Below are 17,915 nucleotides of genomic sequence, written 5' to 3' on the forward strand. Positions count from 1 at the left end.
ATTATCATCGCGAGGCCTGATGCCTCAAAGGTTTTATGGAAATACTCAGCCTTATCAGGCTTTTGCGAGGTTAAGCTTGGCGGTCAACGCGCTTGCCACCTCAGGGTGTACAAATTGACTCACATCGCCGCCATGAAGCGCGACTTCCTTCACTAAGGTGGAAGAAATAAAAGAGTTTTCTTCGGCCGGCGTTAAAAACACGCTCTCAAGATCAGGGCTTAATCTGCGATTCATGTTGGCCAATTGGAATTCATACTCAAAGTCGGAAACCGCCCGCAAACCACGCACTAGCACGCTCGCACGCTGTTCCTTGGCAAAATCCACCAGCAGGCCCGAAAAACCAACCACTTCCACATTATCCAAATGGGCTGTGACGCGGTTTACCAACTCAACGCGCTCCTCAAGGGTAAACCTTGGCTGCTTAGATGGATTGGCCGCAATGCCAATAATCACATGCTTAAACAACTTAGCCGCACGCTCAATCAAATCGGCATGACCATTGGTAATGGGATCGAAAGTCCCAGGATAAATCGCTCTTGTATGCACTTTGCTGACTCGACTCAGATAGATACCCAAAAATCATTGCCGCCAGTCTACTCGTTTTAGCCACTTGAGTGAATCATCCCGATAAAAACCGCTGAAAATCCCGTTAAAAATTGAAATACTGGCAAGAATTCCTCGGATTAAGCCCATGTAAAGGCATGAACTGATATAATGCCGTCACTTAGCAGAGAGGGGAATCCCCGAAATGGCCCCGTCTTTACTCGCTGTAGTAACTTAGACAACTTGATTAGAAGCAAAGGCTTACAAAACAACGCAATAAGAGCATTCCTATGAAAAAAATCGCCATTTTTTGCCATAACTTTTTCTCTAACGGTACAGTAAAAGTCGCCTTATCCCAGGCCGAAGTGCTACAAGAAGCCGGGCAAGATGTTCACCTCTTTGTGTTCCATAAAGAAGGGGATTTTATGCCGCCAGAAAATGTGACGATTCATTATCTTTATGAAGCTGGCCAAAAGCCAAGCCTACAGGAGCAAAGACAACGCCTGCAGGCCAAGGTGGCCGAAGCGGAACAATCGGGTAAGTTCTCGCTATTTTTAAGTAACTCGACCGATTGCGATGTCGTTGTTTCCGGCTGCGATTTCGATCCCTGCTATTACTTTTGCCACTGCGCCCTTAAGCAAGAACTCTTGATGGAATTAAAGCGTGGTCCAGTGCATTTCTGGCGTCGCTGGAAAAAGGCTAAGGCACTGATTGGCAAAAAAATCATTACAGTTTCCAATGGCATCGCCGATGAACTCAGAGCTACATTTTGGCTTAAGCCAGAGAGCGTACAGACTATTTATAATCCTTTTAAAATCGAAGAGATTCGTAATAAGTCAAAAGAATTCAACGCTGACATTCCTAATAAGCCTTACATGATTCACGTCGGCCGAGTTACGCGCCAAAAACGGCATGATATTCTCTTTCAAGCCTTGAAACTCGCACCAAACGCACCAGACTTAGTTTTACTAACTAATCGTCCAGAGCGCGCACGGAAAATAGCCAAAAAATATGGGGTAGAAAATAGAATTATAACTCCAGGCTTTCAACAAAATCCTTTTCCTTGGATTGCAAATGCTGAACTGATGCTATTAAGTTCTGATTTTGAAGGTTTTGGATTAGTCATAGTTGAGTCATTAATCTGTAACACTCCAGTTGTTAGCACTGACTGCCCTTATGGTCCAAGCGAGATTCTCACAGGACATTTAGCACAATATCTTGTCCCCGTTCGACAACCCGCTCTACTTGCACAAAAGACACTGGAGTGCTTGGCTTCACCGCCAGCTTTAGACAATCTCGAAATATTAAAAGCCGTAGACAGCCAATATATTGCCGCTCAATATATTGCTCTGGGAAAGAATTAAAATTGAGAACTCCATTGTGAAACTCCACCTTTATAGCAGGTGGCTTTCAAATAGCCCCCTAGAAGGGGGGGCTAAAAAACTAATATTCGATATCCTAACTGAATCAGTCTCTCGACTTCCTCTTTCGCGACTTTATCTTGGTGCCTTACATATCTTCTGATGATACTGACAACGGTAAGATATATGCGATGATGACTCGTATCTGCTCATACAATTACTGGTAACAAAGGCAGTAATTGTATGAGCATTCTTCGGGCAAAGCCTCACATGAACGATCATCATCTCCAAAGGAGGTGGTTTTAAAATACCAATAAATATACACAATACGAGTATTAACTAACGACTATTATCATCATAAAAACTAAATAGTTTTCATGAGTTTTTTATAAGCTATATATCGTGAAAGACGATGCCCGCGCCATGTAAGCAAACCTTTGCTATCAAGATCTCTCAACTCTTCTGCAAATGCTGGTAACATTTCAGCTTGTTGTTCCAATCCTGCTTGCTTACATTTTTTGAGCTGATAACTTAAAAGAGGCCGCATCAAAGTATTTTTTATATGGCTTAACTCCTTACTTCCTAAGTTTTTTTGGTAAGTGTTGTAGATCGAATTGATTACTATGTGATAATCACGAATAAGCTTTGGAGTTGGCTTTTGTTGTGTTATCGAATTCTCATACCTTGTGTATAGATATAATGGGGTTGGAATAACGACTGTCTTTGGACGTTTTGCTAAAATGGAGAAACTGTACGAGATATCTTCATAGTTGACTCCAGGAATAAAATAAAGCCCTTTAACAAGCTGTTTCTTATATAACTTATTCCACACAACCGATCCAATTTTATAAGGCTTTTTATTTTTATGATATAAAGGGTCCGAGATTACTTTATAATTTATTTTTTCAATTTCAAACTTTTTATCTGGATGATCGAAGCCATCAGAATAAACACTCTGCCAAACAACCAAATCCGCTTTATTTTTTTGCGCAAAATAATAGGCTATTTCTAATGTTTGCGGTTGTATCGCATCATCTGGATCGATAAAAAAAATGTAATCACCTAGAGCTACGTTTAAGCCAGTATTGCGAGCGACTGATACACCTTGATTATTCTGGTTTACAATCTTAATTCTTGCATCGTATTTTTTATATTCATCTAAAATAACATCACAATTATCAGGTGAACCATCATTAACACAAATAACTTCAAAGTCTTTAAATGTCTGCGACACAACACTTTTCAAACATCTTCTTAAAAACTTCTCAACATTATAAACTGGAATAATAACAGAAATTACAGGGTGTATATTTGAAATTTCCATATTCACTTCAATCCTAAAGACGTCTTTTCAATTATTCAAGCACAGTAAAATAACATAAAAATAAACTTTATGATAATACAGTTCTATATTATATACGCCATCACAAAACCAAATAAAAAACACAAATCAGACATTCATGAAACAATTAGCTAAACAATTTCCAATAGCCTAACTTGCGGCGCATTTTAAAGTGTCGCAGTAGGTTCAATGGCTTAGGTTTAAGCCAAGCGGTTCCCTTATCGATCAAGGCATCGGTTGCCGCGAGTACACGCAGGCTAGACTGACCATCTCCCGTGGGGTGGATTTGATTGCAATAATCATGGATATGCGTCATCAAATCATCGGGGCGGCTAAGCGCTCTAGTGAGTGCAGGTTCAATCTCTTCGACTCGGTTAATATCGATTAAATGCGCCTTCGGTGACTGATTTTTAAAGGTCACCACTGGCTTACGCTGCATTAAAAACATCAATAAAATCGACGAGGTATCGCAGAGCATCACATCTCCCGCCTGCAGAAGCGGGATCACGTTGTCGGTTTCCACAAACTGCAGATTCTCATTTTCGAGAGTCTTGTATTGCTCAACAATACTTGGCTTCATCTTAGGATGGAATTGTACCAACCAGCGCCACTGACTCTTTTGCGACAGGGCTTTAATCTGCTCGAATACCTCAGGCGCACAGGTCAGACTGGGGGAGAATGTCGAGCAAAACAGTACCACAGGCCGAGGATCATCGGGCTTAATGTAAGGATTATCTTTATTTTCAATAAATAAAGGATCGAGCGCTGGCCAACCCGTTTCAGCCACGGTAAAGGTGCCGATTTTTTTCTCTAGCTCAAGGAACGGCAGCGTCGTCGCCGGCCCTTGGGTGCAATACAAGTCAAAGCAATCGCGGATTTCGAAGTGATCTTCTCGCCCCTTATGATTCATTTTGCCCGCATTAAAACCATGGAACACCCCCACTTTTACTCCAGGGATAAAGCTTGGCACTACGTTACCCGGCACGAACACCGCATCGGGTTTCCATGCCTTAACGGCATCGATATCGAGTAAGCGTTTTTCATCCGCTTTAAGGAATTTGGGGTCGACCTCACGGCCTTCGAGGAACCAACACGCCTCATCGCCACGCGCCAGAATCACTTGCTGCAGCGGCCTTAGCATCGCATAGGAATAGTTCTGTGCGATGTAGAACAAATAACGTCTTTTGTTTGATTTGCGCGCTTCCACCGCTTTCTCCTCGGGTAAATTATTTCGCTAACGCGAGATATTGTTCGGCAATCGCAGTCGCATCCACCTTAGCTAAAATCTCCACATTGTCGAGGGATGGCGGCTGGGCGACCACGGCGTCAATCATCTTGGCCAAGGCCGCAGGATTACGACGGGGCACAAGATAGGGAGCCAAATTGCCGGTCAAAATCTCATTCGGCCCATGTGGGCAATCGGTACTGACCACTGGCGTGCCGCAGGCTAAGGATTCGATTAATACCGTCGGCAATCCTTCGAAATCGGAACTCAGCACCAGTGCTTTCGCACGTTTGATCCAAGGAAAAGGATTACTCTGGAATCCAGGAATGATTAAGCGCTTCTCGATGCCGTATTTCTTCGCCGCTTTAATAGCCTTCTTGTGGTTATGGCATAACAGCACCACAGGTAACTGATTTTGGGTCTGTTTAAGGGCCTCAAACAACACATCGTGGCGCTTCTGCTTAGCAAAACGTCCCACGTGGATCAGATAGTCACCCTGAGGGATTTGCGGATTATCTTGCTGTGACAGAGCAACAATCTCATTAAATTCAAATGGATTGTAGATAGTTCGCATTGATGCAGGCTGCAAACGCCCCTTAGCTTGTATCTCTTTGGCGATGCCGTTGGACACAGTGATCAAATGCTGGCCATTGAGCGCTTTTTTCGCCCGTAGTTTCTTATAGTAGGCGAAGGGACCTAACTTAAACTGACGACTCAACTCTTCTTCAACCGATGAATGCACAATCACATAGAGTGGTGTCACCCCAGTTTTGGTCATCATCAAATTGGTTTTATCAAGATTAGATAAAAACAGATCGAACTTACCGACTCGGGACTCAATCTCGGCAATCTTTGCCCGTAACTTATCGACCGACGCCCCTAGACGTCCGAAGTGATCATAATCTTTATCTTTGTCGGCAAAGCATTGATGAACAGGTAAATTGTCTGGCGTTTCGTAATAACGATTATCTTCCATGACCAAAAAATGCGGCTCATGCCCTAGGCTAATAAACTGCTTTGCCAAGGTAATCATGACCTTCTCGGCTCCACCACCCGCTAAACTGTCGATGGCTATGGCTATCCGCATGATTTTTCTCCTAAACGATAATCTAAAACTCAGGGTGACAGGCTAACAGTGGTTAACTGTGTGTCTGCTGAATAACCTGATCAAATTTCTCTATCACGGCTTCGACACTAATTAGCGCCATAAGGTGCTCACCCTTAGCACGGGTGCCCCATTTCACCTCACCGCTTTGCTGTGAGGCGATAGCCTCTTGGTAGGCACTCACCACATATTGCTGCGATAAATAAGGCCCGGTGCGACCTGGATTGGAATGAGCATATAAACCTATGACAGGCGTCCCTTGCGTGACCGCCATGTGTGCAGGGCCAGTATCGGGCGCTAACACTAGGCTGGCGCGTTTCAGCAGAGCCAGCAATTGAGTCAAACTGGTTTTGCCGACTAAGTTATCGAGTTTGGCAGAACATGCATTGGTAATATCGTCGGCCAATGTCTTTTCAAGTGCTGTTGGGCCACCGCAGAGAATGACTCGATAACCCTTATTCACCGCATGTTGCGCCACGGCAGCATAGCGCTCGGGCAGCCAATTTCGCTCGGCTTTACTGGCGGCCGCGCAAATAACCAATACCTTCTCGCCATCGGCAATCTGGCGCTGGGCAAATTCAGTATCCGAATGAGGGACTGGAATATTCCAACTCGGGGTGATATCGCTAACGCCAATCGCCTTGGCGAATCCCATAAAGCCGTCCAGCACATGGGGCTCAGCTAAAGGTTCGACTCTATGATTGGTGACCAGCCATTGACCTTCTTTGGCGCGGGCACGGTCGAATCCGACCCGAATCTTTGCCGAAATCGCGAGGGAGGCCAAGGTCGCACGCAACGCCACTTGCATATGCAACAAGATATCGAAGCGGCGGCCTTTCAATGCTTTATGCAGATTAAGGTAACTGCGCCAGCCCTGGGATTTATCGAAAATCACAAACTCAATACCGGGCAAGTGCTTTAATAGTTGGTATTCGAGCTTGCCTATCACCCAAGTGATTTTGAGCTGGGGATATTGGCGTTGAATCGCCTGCACCATAGCCACGGCATGACAGACGTCACCGATAGCCGATAGCCTAAGCAGGCAGAGAGAATTCATGGTGTTGGGATTTAAACTCAAGCGAATAGCTCTTAAGGTTATTTGGCGCAAGCTAAGGATCTTAATGTAGAATGGCCGCAGGTGCCACGCTTAAGTCAACAAATCTCCCATGAACGCACAAATCAAAATCATAAATACCGCAGATGGCTATATGGCACTTTGCCAAGATACGCCTGAAGACATTACTCCGGCTTGGTTTTCGGTGGATTTCTGGCGTGAAAAAGCCGCGGTAGTGGGATCATCCAAGGGACGTTACACCACTTGGTTTGTAGCATTTGAGCACAGTCATTGGGTACTGCGACATTACTGGCGCGGCGGCCTGATGGAGAAATTCAGTAAGGATGCCTACTTCTATACCGGGCTTGAAAATACCCGCGCCATGAGCGAATTAAGGCTGCTCGAGCTGCTCTACCGCGAGCAATTTGCGGTGCCTAAACCTATTGCCGCCAATATTGTGCGCGATGGCTTGTTCTACCGTGCTGACATTATTATCGAGCGGGTCAATGGCGCCGAAGACTTGGTCGCTAAGTTAACCAAAGGCGCTATGACTCCAGAGCAGTGGCAAACACTAGGCGCCACCATTGCCCAATTTCATCGCCGCGGCGTTTACCATGCCGACTTAAACGCGAAAAATATTTTGTGGCAACCACAGCAAGCGGATGGCGTACAAGAGCGTTTCTATCTGATTGATTTTGACCGGGGTGAAATCAAAACCCCCCATGCCCAATGGCAGAAGGCGAACCTTGAAAGGCTGCTACGCTCCTTCAATAAAGAACAAGGTAAGCAGCCAACACTTGCCTTTACACCCGCTAATTGGGCTGCATTGCTCGAGGGTTATCATTCAATTATCCCAAAAGCCTAATACCTCAGTGGCACTAGGCTGTTTGGTGCATGAGTAACGATTCGGCGAGAGCAAACTGACGCTGCAAAGCACCACGATTGGCTTCTACCACGGCAAGGCCTGCTTCAGCGGCTTGTTGGCGTAAAATCGGCTGCTCAAAATACTGGATCAAATTATCACCTAACTCTTGCCCTGAACTCACAATCCGCAAGCCTCCCGCATCTGCCAACATTTGGGTAATTTGGGCAAAATCCCAATGGTTTGGCCCTACCATTACTGGCACGCCCATGGCCGCGGGTTCGAGGGGATTATGGCCCCCATTTTCAATCAAAGTACCTCCCACAAAGGCTTGATCGGCCGCGCCATAAAAGGTTAATAGTTCACCCATGGTATCGCCCACCAGCACCTGCGTCGTGGCGGTGATAGCTTGAGCATCACTGCGGCGCACAAATTCAAAACCTTGGCTGGCAACGACATCGGCCACCGCCGCAAACTGCTCAGGATGACGTGGCGCAATCACCAATAACGCCTCTGGCCATTTAGCGAGCAGCTGCTTATGGGCGCTCAGCATGGCATCAAACTCACCGGGGTGGACACTGCCTGCTACCCACACGGGCGCCGTCTCACGCCCCCAAGTTTGTCGTAGCGCTCGTGCTAAGGTTAAGCGCTCGGGCGTAATACTCAAATCAAACTTCAAACTGCCGCAAACAGTCACTCTGTCAGCAGGCACTCCAAGGTCGATAAAACGCTGCGCTTCGGCTTGGGTCTGCACCGCAACCACATCTAAGCGTTGCAACATGGGACGACTTAATTGCGAACGCTTGGCATACTGCGCCGCCGATTTAGCCGACAGCCTAGCATTGGCGAGCATCAAGCGCACGCCGCGCTTAGCAGCCAGTGCCAGCAGATTCGGCCATAACTCAGTTTCCATTATGATGCACCATTTAGGGGATAACTGGCGCAGAAAACGGCTCACAGACCAAGGCAAATCGAAGGGCAAATAGCAGTGCTGCACTTGATCACCAAAGGCTTTGCGCACCTCGGCAGATCCCGTTGGACTGGTGGTGGTAACCGTAATGCTTAGCTCAGGGTGCGTTTGCATAATCAAACGGATCAAGGGAATAGCCGCGAGCGTTTCTCCCATGGACACCGAATGGATCAGTAAATCCGTCGGTTTAAGTTGGGCTAATCCGAAGCGTTCGCCCCAACGGCCACGATAGTCTGGACTTTTAATGGCTCTAAAAGCCAAATAGACAATGAGTAGAGGGGATAAAAGATAAAGCAACACACTGTAAAAAAATCGATTCATAAAATCGTGCTGATGAGATTTTGCCTGTTGGATAACGGCAATGTTAGCATAATATACCCAAGCGACCTCAAGATACGAGTTCAAGCCTCTCGAAGTTGTTTGCGTATACCAATCCTATTGAATTTTTGTGCGTTGGGGCTTAATCAATAGGGTTTTAAATTAGGGATAATTTACCAGCAGTGTAGCGGTCGTTGGTTAGCCTTCTTTAGTCAATTTGCAGCGTTCACTAGCCACTTGGAAAACATATGAAAACCCGCGACAAAATTATTTACGCCAGCCTTGAGCTGTTCAATGAGCATGGCGAACGAAATATCACCACCAATCATATTGCCGCTCACCTAAATATGAGTCCCGGGAATCTTTATTACCACTTCCGTAATAAGGAAGATATTATTCAGTCGATCTTCAGTCTCTACGAGGCGCACCTTGAATCGGGGTTTCAGCCATATGAGGGCGAGCAAGTCAACGTAGAACAGCTGATCGGCTATTTTGATGCGATGTTTTACACCCTGTGGCAATTCCGTTTTATGTACGCCAATTTGGCCGATATCCTCGCCCGCGATGAAGAATTAAAAAGCCGCTATTTGCACGCCCAGCAGCAAGTATTAACCCGTTCAAGTCACGTGCTAGGTAAACTCAAGCAGGATGGTTTTTTAAATATTGATAACGATAAAATCACCCCACTTGCCGACACCATCAAGATGATTGTGAGTTTTTGGATTGGTTATCAGCTTACCCAGTCGAGCACGTCCACCATCACTAAAGGCATTTTGTACGAAGGAGTATTGCGGGTTTTGATGATTTTTAAGGCCTACGCCACGCCAACCTCCCAAGCGACCTTCTGTCGTTTAGAGCAGCACTACCACGAGTTAGCGACCCAAGATTCGCTTTAATCGTCCAACGCCGTCGCATTTAGCGCTAAACTCAACAGGTTAAACGCGCTAAATGCGGGCTCAATTCATGCCGTTGGCGGTGATGCGACATACATGCCGACCATGTTGCACATTAGTTTTTATAATGTAACAACCCCTTTAGCCCTAAACTAATTTATCTAGCTAACCTGCATGAAAAAAAGGCTGTAGGCCGATAGGGTTTAGCGTTAGAATGCCGCAACTCCCAGAATCAGAATAAAGTTAACTAAGGAGATATCAGGTGGCCTCTACCTCATTCTACGCACAGATTAATCAACAGCTTGCGGATATCAAAGCCGAAGGTTTATATAAAAGCGAGCGTGTTATTGCCTCACCGCAACAGACAGCCATTCAAGTAAATAACCAAGAAGTTGTTAACTTTTGTGCCAACAACTATCTAGGCCTAGCCAATCATCCTGAACTCATCAAAGCCGCACAGCAAGGCTTAGACAGCCATGGCTTTGGTATGGCGTCGGTCCGTTTTATTTGTGGAACCCAAGACATCCACAAGCAACTCGAAGCCAGCTTGAGTGAGTTCCTCGGCATGGAAGACACGATTCTGTACTCTTCTTGCTTCGACGCCAACGCAGGCCTGTTCGAAACCCTGTTAGATGCCGAAGATGCGATTATTTCCGACGCCTTAAACCATGCCTCTATTATCGATGGCGTGCGTTTATGTAAGGCCAAACGTTTCCGCTACGCCAACAACGATATGGCGGATTTAGAGACGCAACTGATCGCCGCAAAAGCCGCTGGCGCGCGCAATATTTTGATCGCCACCGACGGCGTATTCTCAATGGACGGCGTCATCGCCAACCTGCAGGGTGTGTGTGACTTAGCCGATAAATACGGTGCATTAGTGATGGTTGACGACTCACACGCCGTGGGCTTTGTTGGCCAAAACGGCCGTGGTTCACACGAACACTGCGGTGTGATGGGTCGAGTCGATATTATCACTGGCACCTTAGGCAAAGCCTTAGGCGGTGCATCGGGCGGTTTCACTTCAGGTAAAAAAGAAGTCATCGACTGGTTACGTCAACGCTCTCGCCCTTACCTATTCTCTAACTCATTGGCGCCTTCGATTGTAACTGCCTCTATCCATGTATTAGAGATGCTCAAATCGGGCCAAGCACTGCGTGAAGCGGTATGGGAAAACAGCCGTTACTTCCGCGAGAAAATGTCAGCGGCAGGCTTTATCTTAGGCGGTGCCGACCACGCGATTATCCCTGTGATGATTGGCGATGCCAAATTGGCGAGCGATTTCGCTAACCGCTTATTAGCAGAACATATTTACGTTATCGGCTTCTCCTTCCCTGTGGTACCAAAGGGACAAGCCCGTATCCGTACGCAAATGTCAGCGGCCCACACCCGTGAGCAACTCGACAAAGCAATTGAAGCCTTTACCCGTATTGCTAAAGAAATGGCGATTATTTAGGACCCTACAAAATGAAAGCACTAAGCAAGTTAAAAGCCGAAAAAGGTATTTGGTTAGTCGATGCGCCTAAACCTGAAATGGGCCATAACGATCTGCTGATCAAGATTAAAAAGACCGCCATTTGCGGCACCGACATGCACATCTACAACTGGGACGAATGGTCACAAAAAACCATTCCTGTACCTATGGTGGTAGGTCACGAATATGTGGGTGAAGTGGTTGATATCGGACAAGAAGTTCGTGGCTTTAACATTGGTGACCGCGTTTCTGGCGAAGGCCATATCACCTGCGGCCACTGCCGTAACTGCCGCGCAGGTCGTACCCATTTATGCCGTAACACCTCAGGTGTGGGTGTAAACCGCGAAGGTTCATTTGCCGAATATTTGGTTATCCCGGCCTTTAACGCCTTCAAAATCCCCGATGATATCAGCGACGATTTAGCCTCTATCTTCGATCCATTCGGTAACGCAGTACACACAGCGCTGTCATTCGACTTAGTGGGCGAAGACGTGTTAATCACTGGCGCGGGTCCTATCGGTATTATGGCGGCGGCCGTATGTCGCCACGTTGGTGCTCGCCATGTGGTCATTACCGACGTTAACGAATACCGCTTAGAGTTAGCCCGTAAAATGGGTGCTACCCGCGCCGTTAACGTGGCTCAGGAAAACCTGAAAGACGTGATGAAAGAACTCGGAATGACCGAAGGGTTTGACGTGGGTCTAGAAATGTCTGGCGTACCTTCTGCCTTCCACGCCATGTTAGATACCATGAACCACGGCGGCAAAATCGCGATGCTCGGCATTCCAGGTGGCGAAATGGCGATTGATTGGAGCAAAGTGATCTTCAAGGGTCTGGTCATCAAAGGCATTTACGGCCGTGAAATGTTCGAAACCTGGTACAAGATGGCAAGCTTGATCCAATCTGGCTTAGATATTTCGCCTATCATCACCCATCACTACAAGATTGATGATTTCCAAAAAGGCTTCGACGCTATGGGCTCAGGCCAATCCGGTAAAGTCATCCTCAGCTGGGATTAATTCTCTTAGCTATGCCAATCACGGGGCTGTACACATGCAGCCCCATGTTGCACACTTATCCCATCGCTTATCCCTTTTCAGTTATTTCAGGTTTTATTATGTCTTCCTTTAAACACCTTAGCGTGAATCAATTAGTGCAAATGACCGAGTCAAAGCCAGTGCAAATCGTCGATATTCGCGATGGTCATAGCTTTAACAACGGCCACATTGATGGCGCATTTAATTTGAATAACGAGAATCTAGCGCACTTTATTAGCCAAGCGGATATGGACAGTCCTTTAGTGGTGGTTTGCTACCATGGCATCAGCAGCCAAAATGCCGCGCAATATCTGTGTGAGCAAGGGTTTGATGACGTTTATAGCCTAGATGGTGGCTTTAGCGCTTGGCATGAGGCCAATGCATGATTGAGATTGGCAGACTCCCCAACAGCAGAGCCGCGCAGGCCTTTGTCGATTACCTCAAAGGTGAACAGATAGACTGCCAAATTCAGCCATTGCCGCAGGGAGTCGCTATTCTGGTTATCCGCGATCAGGATGCCGAGCAAGCCCGTAAAGAGTTCGCCCATTTTATCGCTCATCCTTACGATAACAAATACTTACAAGCCTCGTGGGAGCATGGTGATACCAATACTAAGCTCGACTATGGCGCTCCTTCTTTACAGCTATTTACCCAATTTATCACAGGCGCAGGCCCAGTTACTCTTATCATCTTCGGCCTCTGTGTACTGATTTATGCTGCGATGAATTTAGGCTTCGCCAGCCTCGTTTACCAAGCACTCTCCTATTTTGGCGCAGTGCCTGACACAGGTGTTAGCCAATTCTGGCGCGTGTTTACCCCAAGCCTGATGCACTTTTCCGCCATGCATATCATCTTCAATTTGCTCTGGTGGTGGTATTTGGGTGGAAAAATCGAGACTCGCATAGGCACAACACCGCTGTTAATCCTGCTACTGGTCGCGGGTACTTTGCCCAATATCGTCCAATACTATGTTAGCGGTCCCAACTTTGGCGGGCTGTCAGGCGTAGTGTATGCGGTCGCCGGTTACACTTGGGTCATGGGGCGACGTAAACCAGAGGCGGGTATAGGTTTACCGCCCTCCTACATGGGGTTTATGTTGATTTGGCTGGCATTAGGCTTTACGGATTTTTTAGGCATTTCAGTCGCAAATGGTGCTCATATTGGCGGTTTGCTGATTGGTCTAGCCCAAGGCTGGTTTGATAGCCGCAGTAAAGCCACTCGCTAACTCACCGCGATTTCCTCCACATTCAGATACAAATGCAGGGTAAGCCTTAGAGTTTACCCTGCTGTGTTTAGGCGTAATTACTTGGCCAGTTCTAGCACTTTGGCGACCAGCCTCTCGATGCCAGAGTGTGCCTCAGCAATATTCCCCGCCAACATATAAGCGGGCGTACTAACAATCTTATTATCCTCATCCACCACGATATCATGCACAGTCGCCGCCTGATGATGGCCGCCCATCAGATTAAAGGCTGCTACCGTATCCACATCATTACCGATAGTGCCCTTAGCGCCGTGTCCATATAAACGCGGGATCATCATAGGCGCGATGCAAATAAAGCCGACAGGCTTTTTCGCAAGAATAAATTCATTAATAAAATCAGTAACGAGTGGATTCACTTCACACTCACTACCATTAGTGGCGAAGTTACACAGATTTTTCGCCGCCCCAAATCCGCCAGGGATAACCAGTGCATCGAAATCGGTAATATCGAGTTCGGTGGTTGCTTTTACTTCGCCACGGGCGATACGTGCCGATTCAACCAACACATTTCGTGTCGCCGTCTTGTCTACTTCGCCCGTGAAGTGATTAACAACATGCATCTGATTGATATCAGGAGCAAAACATTGATATTGAGCACCCGCTTTCGACAGAGATAATAACGTTAAAACCGATTCATGGATCTCTGTTCCATCGAAAACACCGCACCCACTGAGCAATACTGCGATTTTTTTCATTATAAATATCCTTCTTATGTCATTTGGTTTTAACAAACTGTAAACAAAATGGTTGATCTGCTTAAAAATCATGCTAACTTAGTTCGTCGAATCTAAGGGTCGGTGAAAATTAACACAGCCTTTAGGTATTTTACGGAGTCAAGAAAAAATCCACAAATCAGGAAGATTTTTCAAGAAACAGTATTGAACTCACACAAATATTATAAAAACATAAAAATCAACAACTTAAAAATATCGCACCAAGCCGTAATTATCGCCATTATTCACAGTTGACTTTTTCACTCACAGAGTTATCCACAGGCTGAGAGTCAATTTGCCGTGGCTGAAATACCACTTCTGTGGCATGCTTAGCGCCATCTAAGTCATCGATAAACGAAAATTACTTATGCCGACCATAGCCAATAACCCACTTGTCCTTGTGGATGGATCTTCTTATTTATATCGCGCCTATTATGCGCCTCCTCACCTGACAAACTCAAAGGGCGAAGCTACTGGTGCAGTTTATGGCGTAGTAAATATGCTCCGCAGCTTATTAAGTCGTTATCAACCTAGTCATATCGCTGTGGTGTTCGATGCTAAAGGTAAAACCTTCCGCAATGACTTATATGAAGAATACAAGGCGCATCGACCACCGATGCCGGATGACCTGCGCTCACAAATTGAACCCCTGCACCGTATTATCCGTGCCTTAGGCTTGCCCTTAATCTCTATCCCAGGTGTTGAGGCAGATGATGTTATCGGCACTATCGCTCGCCAAGCGAGCCGCGAAAACCGCGCCGTACTCATCAGTACAGGCGATAAAGATATGGCGCAGCTGGTTGATGACAATATCACGCTGATCAACACCATGACAGATACCATTATGGGCCCTGAAGAAGTTGCGGCTAAATATGGTGTAGGTCCAGACAGAATTATCGATTTCTTAGCGCTGATGGGCGATAAGGCGGATAACATTCCCGGTTTACCTGGTGTTGGCGAAAAAACCGCATTAGCGATGCTCACAGGGGCGGGTAGTGTCGCCAATTTGCTTGCAGAGCCCGAAAAAGTCACCGAATTAGGCTTTAGGGGCGCAAAAACCATGGCGGCGAAGATCATCGACAATGCCGACATGCTAAAGCTGTCCTATGAGCTTGCCACCATTAAAACCGATGTTGAACTCGAACATGATTGGCATGAGCTCACCGCCAAACCTGCTGATCGAGACGAACTGATCAAATGCTACGGCGAGATGGAGTTTAAACGCTGGCTTGCCGAAGTCTTAGATAATAAGGCACCAACGACGCTCGCAGTAAAAGCTGAAACAACAGAGACCCAAGAAGAATCAGCGCCCAGCGTCACGATTGAAACCCAATACGATACGATTCTGACCGAAGCTCAGCTTGATGAGTGGATTGCCAAACTCAAACAAGCGCCATTAATGGCCGTGGATACCGAGACCACCAGCCTCGACTATATGGTTGCTGAACTTGTTGGCATGTCCTTCGCAGTGGAAGCAGGAAAAGCCGCTTATCTGCCTTTAGCCCACGATTATGTTGGCGCACCTCAACAATTAGATAAGCAAACTGCACTCGAAAAACTTCGCCCCTTACTCGAAGATGCCAAGATCAAAAAAGTCGGTCAAAACCTGAAATATGACATCAGCGTATTAGCCAATGCAGGCATAAAACTCCAAGGCGTGGTATTCGACACTATGCTCGAATCCTATGTGTTTAACTCGATCGCCTCACGCCATGATATGGATGGGTTGGCGCTTAAATACCTAGGCCATAAAAATATCGCCTTTGAAGATATTGCCGGTAAAGGTGCTAAACAGCTAACCTTTAACCAAATTCCGTTGGAAACAGCAGCTCCCTATGCGGCGGAAGATGCCGATATTACGCTACGCCTACATCAACACCTGTGGCCAAGACTCGAAAAAGAAGCTGAATTAGCCTCAGTTTTTACCGATATTGAACTGCCGCTGATCCAAATTCTGTCCGATATTGAACGCCAAGGTGTGTTTATCGATAGTATGTTGCTTGGTCAACAGAGTGATGAACTTGCCCGTAAAATCGATGAGTTAGAAACTAAAGCTTATGATATTGCAGGTGAAAAATTCAATTTAAGTTCACCAAAACAGCTCCAAGTACTGTTTTTTGAAAAGCTGGGTTATCCGGTTATCAAAAAGACGCCTAAGGGAGCGCCATCCACCGCCGAAGAAGTGCTGGTCGAATTGGCATTAGATTTTCCTCTGCCTAAGGTGATCCTTGAGCATCGTAGTCTGACCAAGTTAAAAAGCACTTATACCGATAAATTACCTTTAATGGTGAACGCTAAAACCGGCCGAGTACACACAAGCTACCATCAGGCCAATGCCGCAACGGGGCGTTTATCCTCGAGCGAACCAAACCTACAGAATATTCCTATCCGCACCGAGGAAGGTCGTCGTATTCGGCAAGCCTTTATTGCACCGCAGGGACGTAAGATTTTAGCCGCCGACTATTCGCAGATTGAATTGCGGATCATGGCGCATTTATCCCAAGACGCAGGCTTGCTCAAAGCCTTCGCCGAAGGCAAAGACATTCACAGAGCCACCGCCGCCGAAGTATTTGGCACCGACTTTGACAGCGTAACCTCGGAGCAGCGTCGCCGCGCCAAAGCCGTTAACTTTGGCCTGATCTATGGTATGTCCGCCTTTGGATTGGCGCGTCAGCTCGACATCCCCCGCAACGAGGCACAAACCTATATAGATACTTACTTCGCCCGCTATCCTGGCGTATTAAGGTATATGGAAGAAACACGAGCCAGTGCAGCAGAGCTAGGCTATGTCTCTACGCTATTTGGTCGCCGTTTGTATTTACCCGAAATTCGCGACCGTAATGCAATGCGCCGCCAAGCAGCAGAAAGAGCCGCGATTAACGCCCCAATGCAAGGCACCGCCGCGGATATCATTAAAAAAGCCATGATCAGCATTGCCGATTGGATAAAAACTGATACCCAAGGTGAAATCGCCATGATCATGCAAGTGCACGACGAATTAGTGTTCGAAGTCGATGCCGATAAAGCTGAAAAACTCAAGCTCAAGGTGTGTGAACTCATGGCCAAAGCGGCCAATCTGGATGTAGAACTCCTAGCCGAAGCCGGCATTGGTGATAACTGGGATCAAGCCCACTAGCATTTAAACTGTAGACTTTAGCTTCGAACCTCATTGCTAACACTTACTAAGGCTCATTCATTACAGGATGGGCCTTTGTATTTGGTGCGACTTTTATGTACCTCTAAAATAGACGTCGCAGAGAACAAGATGAGGAGAAGTTGTTTACTCAAGCGAATACCCTGATGGCTAAACCCTTTCAAGAGCGGGAAATAGCATTCGACCCTATACAATACTCTCTGTTACTAAATGTAATCTCCCCTCAATTCTCGCTGCTTTAACGCCGGCATAAGCACAACCTGCTATCCGCGAGACACTCCACACAAGCCTAAACAATCGTTCGCTGATGGATACAACCAACAACAATCATCAAAATAGAGTAAAAACATTAAATCTGAAGAATTGATCAATTCTGTACTAAAAATACAGTCTATTTAGCTAAAACAGTGGTTTAGATACTCTTTTTGAAAAGTTTAGATCAAACACCGCTGATTTTTTCACCTAAAACTTGAGATCTATCGCACACAATTATCACTTTTTCAAAAAAACTGTTTTCCATTTAAAGATAAATAGCGTATTATTCTCTGCGTAGGGTACAGAGGTTAAGATGTTCTATCTTTCAGACCTTTATTTCACTTA

Annotated in this window: 15 protein-coding genes; 8 read left to right on the forward strand and 7 right to left on the reverse strand. The window is 46.3% G+C overall.

The genetic code is table 11. The features are described from left to right. Nucleotides 1–54: 54 nt before the first annotated feature. Nucleotides 55–546 carry a pantetheine-phosphate adenylyltransferase gene (gene coaD, locus CEQ32_RS15980; protein ID WP_011718800.1) on the reverse strand — a complete coding sequence of 164 codons (492 nt, stop codon included), beginning with the start codon at nt 544–546 and terminating at the stop codon, nt 55–57. A gap of 287 nt (nt 547–833) precedes the next feature. Here coaD and CEQ32_RS15985 point away from each other — a divergent pair, with 287 nt between their 5' ends. Continuing rightward, nucleotides 834–1,907 carry a glycosyltransferase gene (locus tag CEQ32_RS15985; RefSeq protein ID WP_088586423.1) on the forward strand — a complete coding sequence of 358 codons (1,074 nt, stop codon included), beginning with the start codon at nt 834–836 and terminating at the stop codon, nt 1,905–1,907. 361 nt (nt 1,908–2,268) lie between these two features. Here CEQ32_RS15985 and CEQ32_RS15990 read toward each other — a convergent pair whose 3' ends face one another. From CEQ32_RS15990 to CEQ32_RS16005, 4 genes are all read right to left on the reverse strand, one after another. Further along, nucleotides 2,269–3,228, reverse strand: a complete 960-nt coding sequence (locus tag CEQ32_RS15990) for a glycosyltransferase family 2 protein (protein ID WP_050991351.1) — start codon at nt 3,226–3,228, stop codon at nt 2,269–2,271. A 145-nt stretch (nt 3,229–3,373) separates the two neighbouring features. After that, nucleotides 3,374–4,453: a CDP-glycerol glycerophosphotransferase family protein gene (locus CEQ32_RS15995; protein ID WP_088586426.1), complete on the reverse strand. Its 1,080-nt coding sequence runs from the start codon at nt 4,451–4,453 to the stop codon at nt 3,374–3,376. A gap of 19 nt (nt 4,454–4,472) precedes the next feature. After that, the gene (locus CEQ32_RS16000) at nt 4,473–5,558 is read right to left on the reverse strand and encodes a glycosyltransferase (RefSeq protein ID WP_088586427.1); all 1,086 of its coding nucleotides are present in this window, start codon (nt 5,556–5,558) and stop codon (nt 4,473–4,475) included. A 52-nt stretch (nt 5,559–5,610) separates the two neighbouring features. Beyond that, nucleotides 5,611–6,654, reverse strand: a complete 1,044-nt coding sequence (locus tag CEQ32_RS16005; RefSeq protein WP_088586428.1) for a glycosyltransferase family 9 protein — start codon at nt 6,652–6,654, stop codon at nt 5,611–5,613. Between the two features lie 88 nt (nt 6,655–6,742). Between CEQ32_RS16005 and CEQ32_RS16010 the strand changes: the two genes are divergently transcribed. Beyond that, nucleotides 6,743–7,495, forward strand: a complete 753-nt coding sequence (locus CEQ32_RS16010; RefSeq protein WP_088586429.1) for a 3-deoxy-D-manno-octulosonic acid kinase — start codon at nt 6,743–6,745, stop codon at nt 7,493–7,495. A gap of 13 nt (nt 7,496–7,508) precedes the next feature. On the opposite strand, the gene waaA is transcribed toward CEQ32_RS16010, so the two are convergent. Next, the gene (waaA, locus tag CEQ32_RS16015; RefSeq protein WP_088587002.1) at nt 7,509–8,783 is read right to left on the reverse strand and encodes a lipid IV(A) 3-deoxy-D-manno-octulosonic acid transferase; all 1,275 of its coding nucleotides are present in this window, start codon (nt 8,781–8,783) and stop codon (nt 7,509–7,511) included. Nucleotides 8,784–9,028: 245 nt separating this feature from the next. Between waaA and CEQ32_RS16020 the strand changes: the two genes are divergently transcribed. The 5 genes from CEQ32_RS16020 (at nt 9,029) to glpG (ending at nt 13,409) form a co-directional block, all read left to right on the forward strand. Beyond that, nucleotides 9,029–9,676, forward strand: a complete 648-nt coding sequence (locus CEQ32_RS16020) for a TetR/AcrR family transcriptional regulator (protein WP_037424052.1) — start codon at nt 9,029–9,031, stop codon at nt 9,674–9,676. 259 nt (nt 9,677–9,935) lie between these two features. Continuing rightward, nucleotides 9,936–11,129 carry a glycine C-acetyltransferase gene (locus CEQ32_RS16025; RefSeq protein WP_088586430.1) on the forward strand — a complete coding sequence of 398 codons (1,194 nt, stop codon included), beginning with the start codon at nt 9,936–9,938 and terminating at the stop codon, nt 11,127–11,129. Between the two features lie 11 nt (nt 11,130–11,140). Further along, a complete protein-coding gene (gene tdh, locus CEQ32_RS16030; protein ID WP_037429853.1) occupies nt 11,141–12,166 on the forward strand; it encodes an L-threonine 3-dehydrogenase in 1,026 nt (341 codons plus the stop codon). A gap of 98 nt (nt 12,167–12,264) precedes the next feature. Continuing rightward, a complete protein-coding gene (gene glpE / locus CEQ32_RS16035; protein ID WP_037429864.1) occupies nt 12,265–12,570 on the forward strand; it encodes a thiosulfate sulfurtransferase GlpE in 306 nt (101 codons plus the stop codon). After that, the gene (gene glpG / locus CEQ32_RS16040; RefSeq protein ID WP_088586431.1) at nt 12,567–13,409 is read left to right on the forward strand and encodes a rhomboid family intramembrane serine protease GlpG; all 843 of its coding nucleotides are present in this window, start codon (nt 12,567–12,569) and stop codon (nt 13,407–13,409) included. The genes glpE and glpG overlap by 4 nt, the downstream gene beginning before the upstream one ends. A gap of 77 nt (nt 13,410–13,486) precedes the next feature. On the opposite strand, the gene elbB is transcribed toward glpG, so the two are convergent. Then, the gene (elbB, locus tag CEQ32_RS16045) at nt 13,487–14,143 is read right to left on the reverse strand and encodes an isoprenoid biosynthesis glyoxalase ElbB (protein ID WP_088586432.1); all 657 of its coding nucleotides are present in this window, start codon (nt 14,141–14,143) and stop codon (nt 13,487–13,489) included. A gap of 385 nt (nt 14,144–14,528) precedes the next feature. On the opposite strand from elbB, the gene polA reads away from it, so the two are divergent. Further along, nucleotides 14,529–17,297, forward strand: coding sequence for a DNA polymerase I (gene polA, locus CEQ32_RS16050; RefSeq protein WP_088586433.1), 2,769 nt, complete (start codon nt 14,529–14,531; stop codon nt 17,295–17,297). Nucleotides 17,298–17,915 lie beyond the last annotated feature (618 nt).

The organism is Shewanella sp. FDAARGOS_354 (genome assembly GCF_002209245.2).
In the GTDB taxonomy this organism is placed as follows: Bacteria; Pseudomonadota; Gammaproteobacteria; order Enterobacterales; family Shewanellaceae; genus Shewanella; species Shewanella xiamenensis.

Excerpts from the sequence above, each read along its gene's own strand:
- CEQ32_RS15990 (WP_050991351.1), bottom strand. The coding sequence starts at position 3,228 with ATGGAAATTTCAAATATACACCCTGTAATTTCTGTTATTATTCCAGTT.
- elbB (WP_088586432.1), bottom strand. The coding sequence starts at position 14,143 with ATGAAAAAAATCGCAGTATTGCTCAGTGGGTGCGGTGTTTTCGATGGA.
- CEQ32_RS15985 (WP_088586423.1), top strand. The coding sequence starts at position 834 with ATGAAAAAAATCGCCATTTTTTGCCATAACTTTTTCTCTAACGGTACA.
- waaA (WP_088587002.1), bottom strand. The coding sequence starts at position 8,783 with ATGAATCGATTTTTTTACAGTGTGTTGCTTTATCTTTTATCCCCTCTA.
- CEQ32_RS16000 (WP_088586427.1), bottom strand. The coding sequence starts at position 5,558 with ATGCGGATAGCCATAGCCATCGACAGTTTAGCGGGTGGTGGAGCCGAG.
- tdh (WP_037429853.1), top strand. The coding sequence starts at position 11,141 with ATGAAAGCACTAAGCAAGTTAAAAGCCGAAAAAGGTATTTGGTTAGTC.
- glpE (WP_037429864.1), top strand. The coding sequence starts at position 12,265 with ATGTCTTCCTTTAAACACCTTAGCGTGAATCAATTAGTGCAAATGACC.
- glpG (WP_088586431.1), top strand. The coding sequence starts at position 12,567 with ATGATTGAGATTGGCAGACTCCCCAACAGCAGAGCCGCGCAGGCCTTT.
- CEQ32_RS16010 (WP_088586429.1), top strand. The coding sequence starts at position 6,743 with ATGAACGCACAAATCAAAATCATAAATACCGCAGATGGCTATATGGCA.
- CEQ32_RS16020 (WP_037424052.1), top strand. The coding sequence starts at position 9,029 with ATGAAAACCCGCGACAAAATTATTTACGCCAGCCTTGAGCTGTTCAAT.
- polA (WP_088586433.1), top strand. The coding sequence starts at position 14,529 with ATGCCGACCATAGCCAATAACCCACTTGTCCTTGTGGATGGATCTTCT.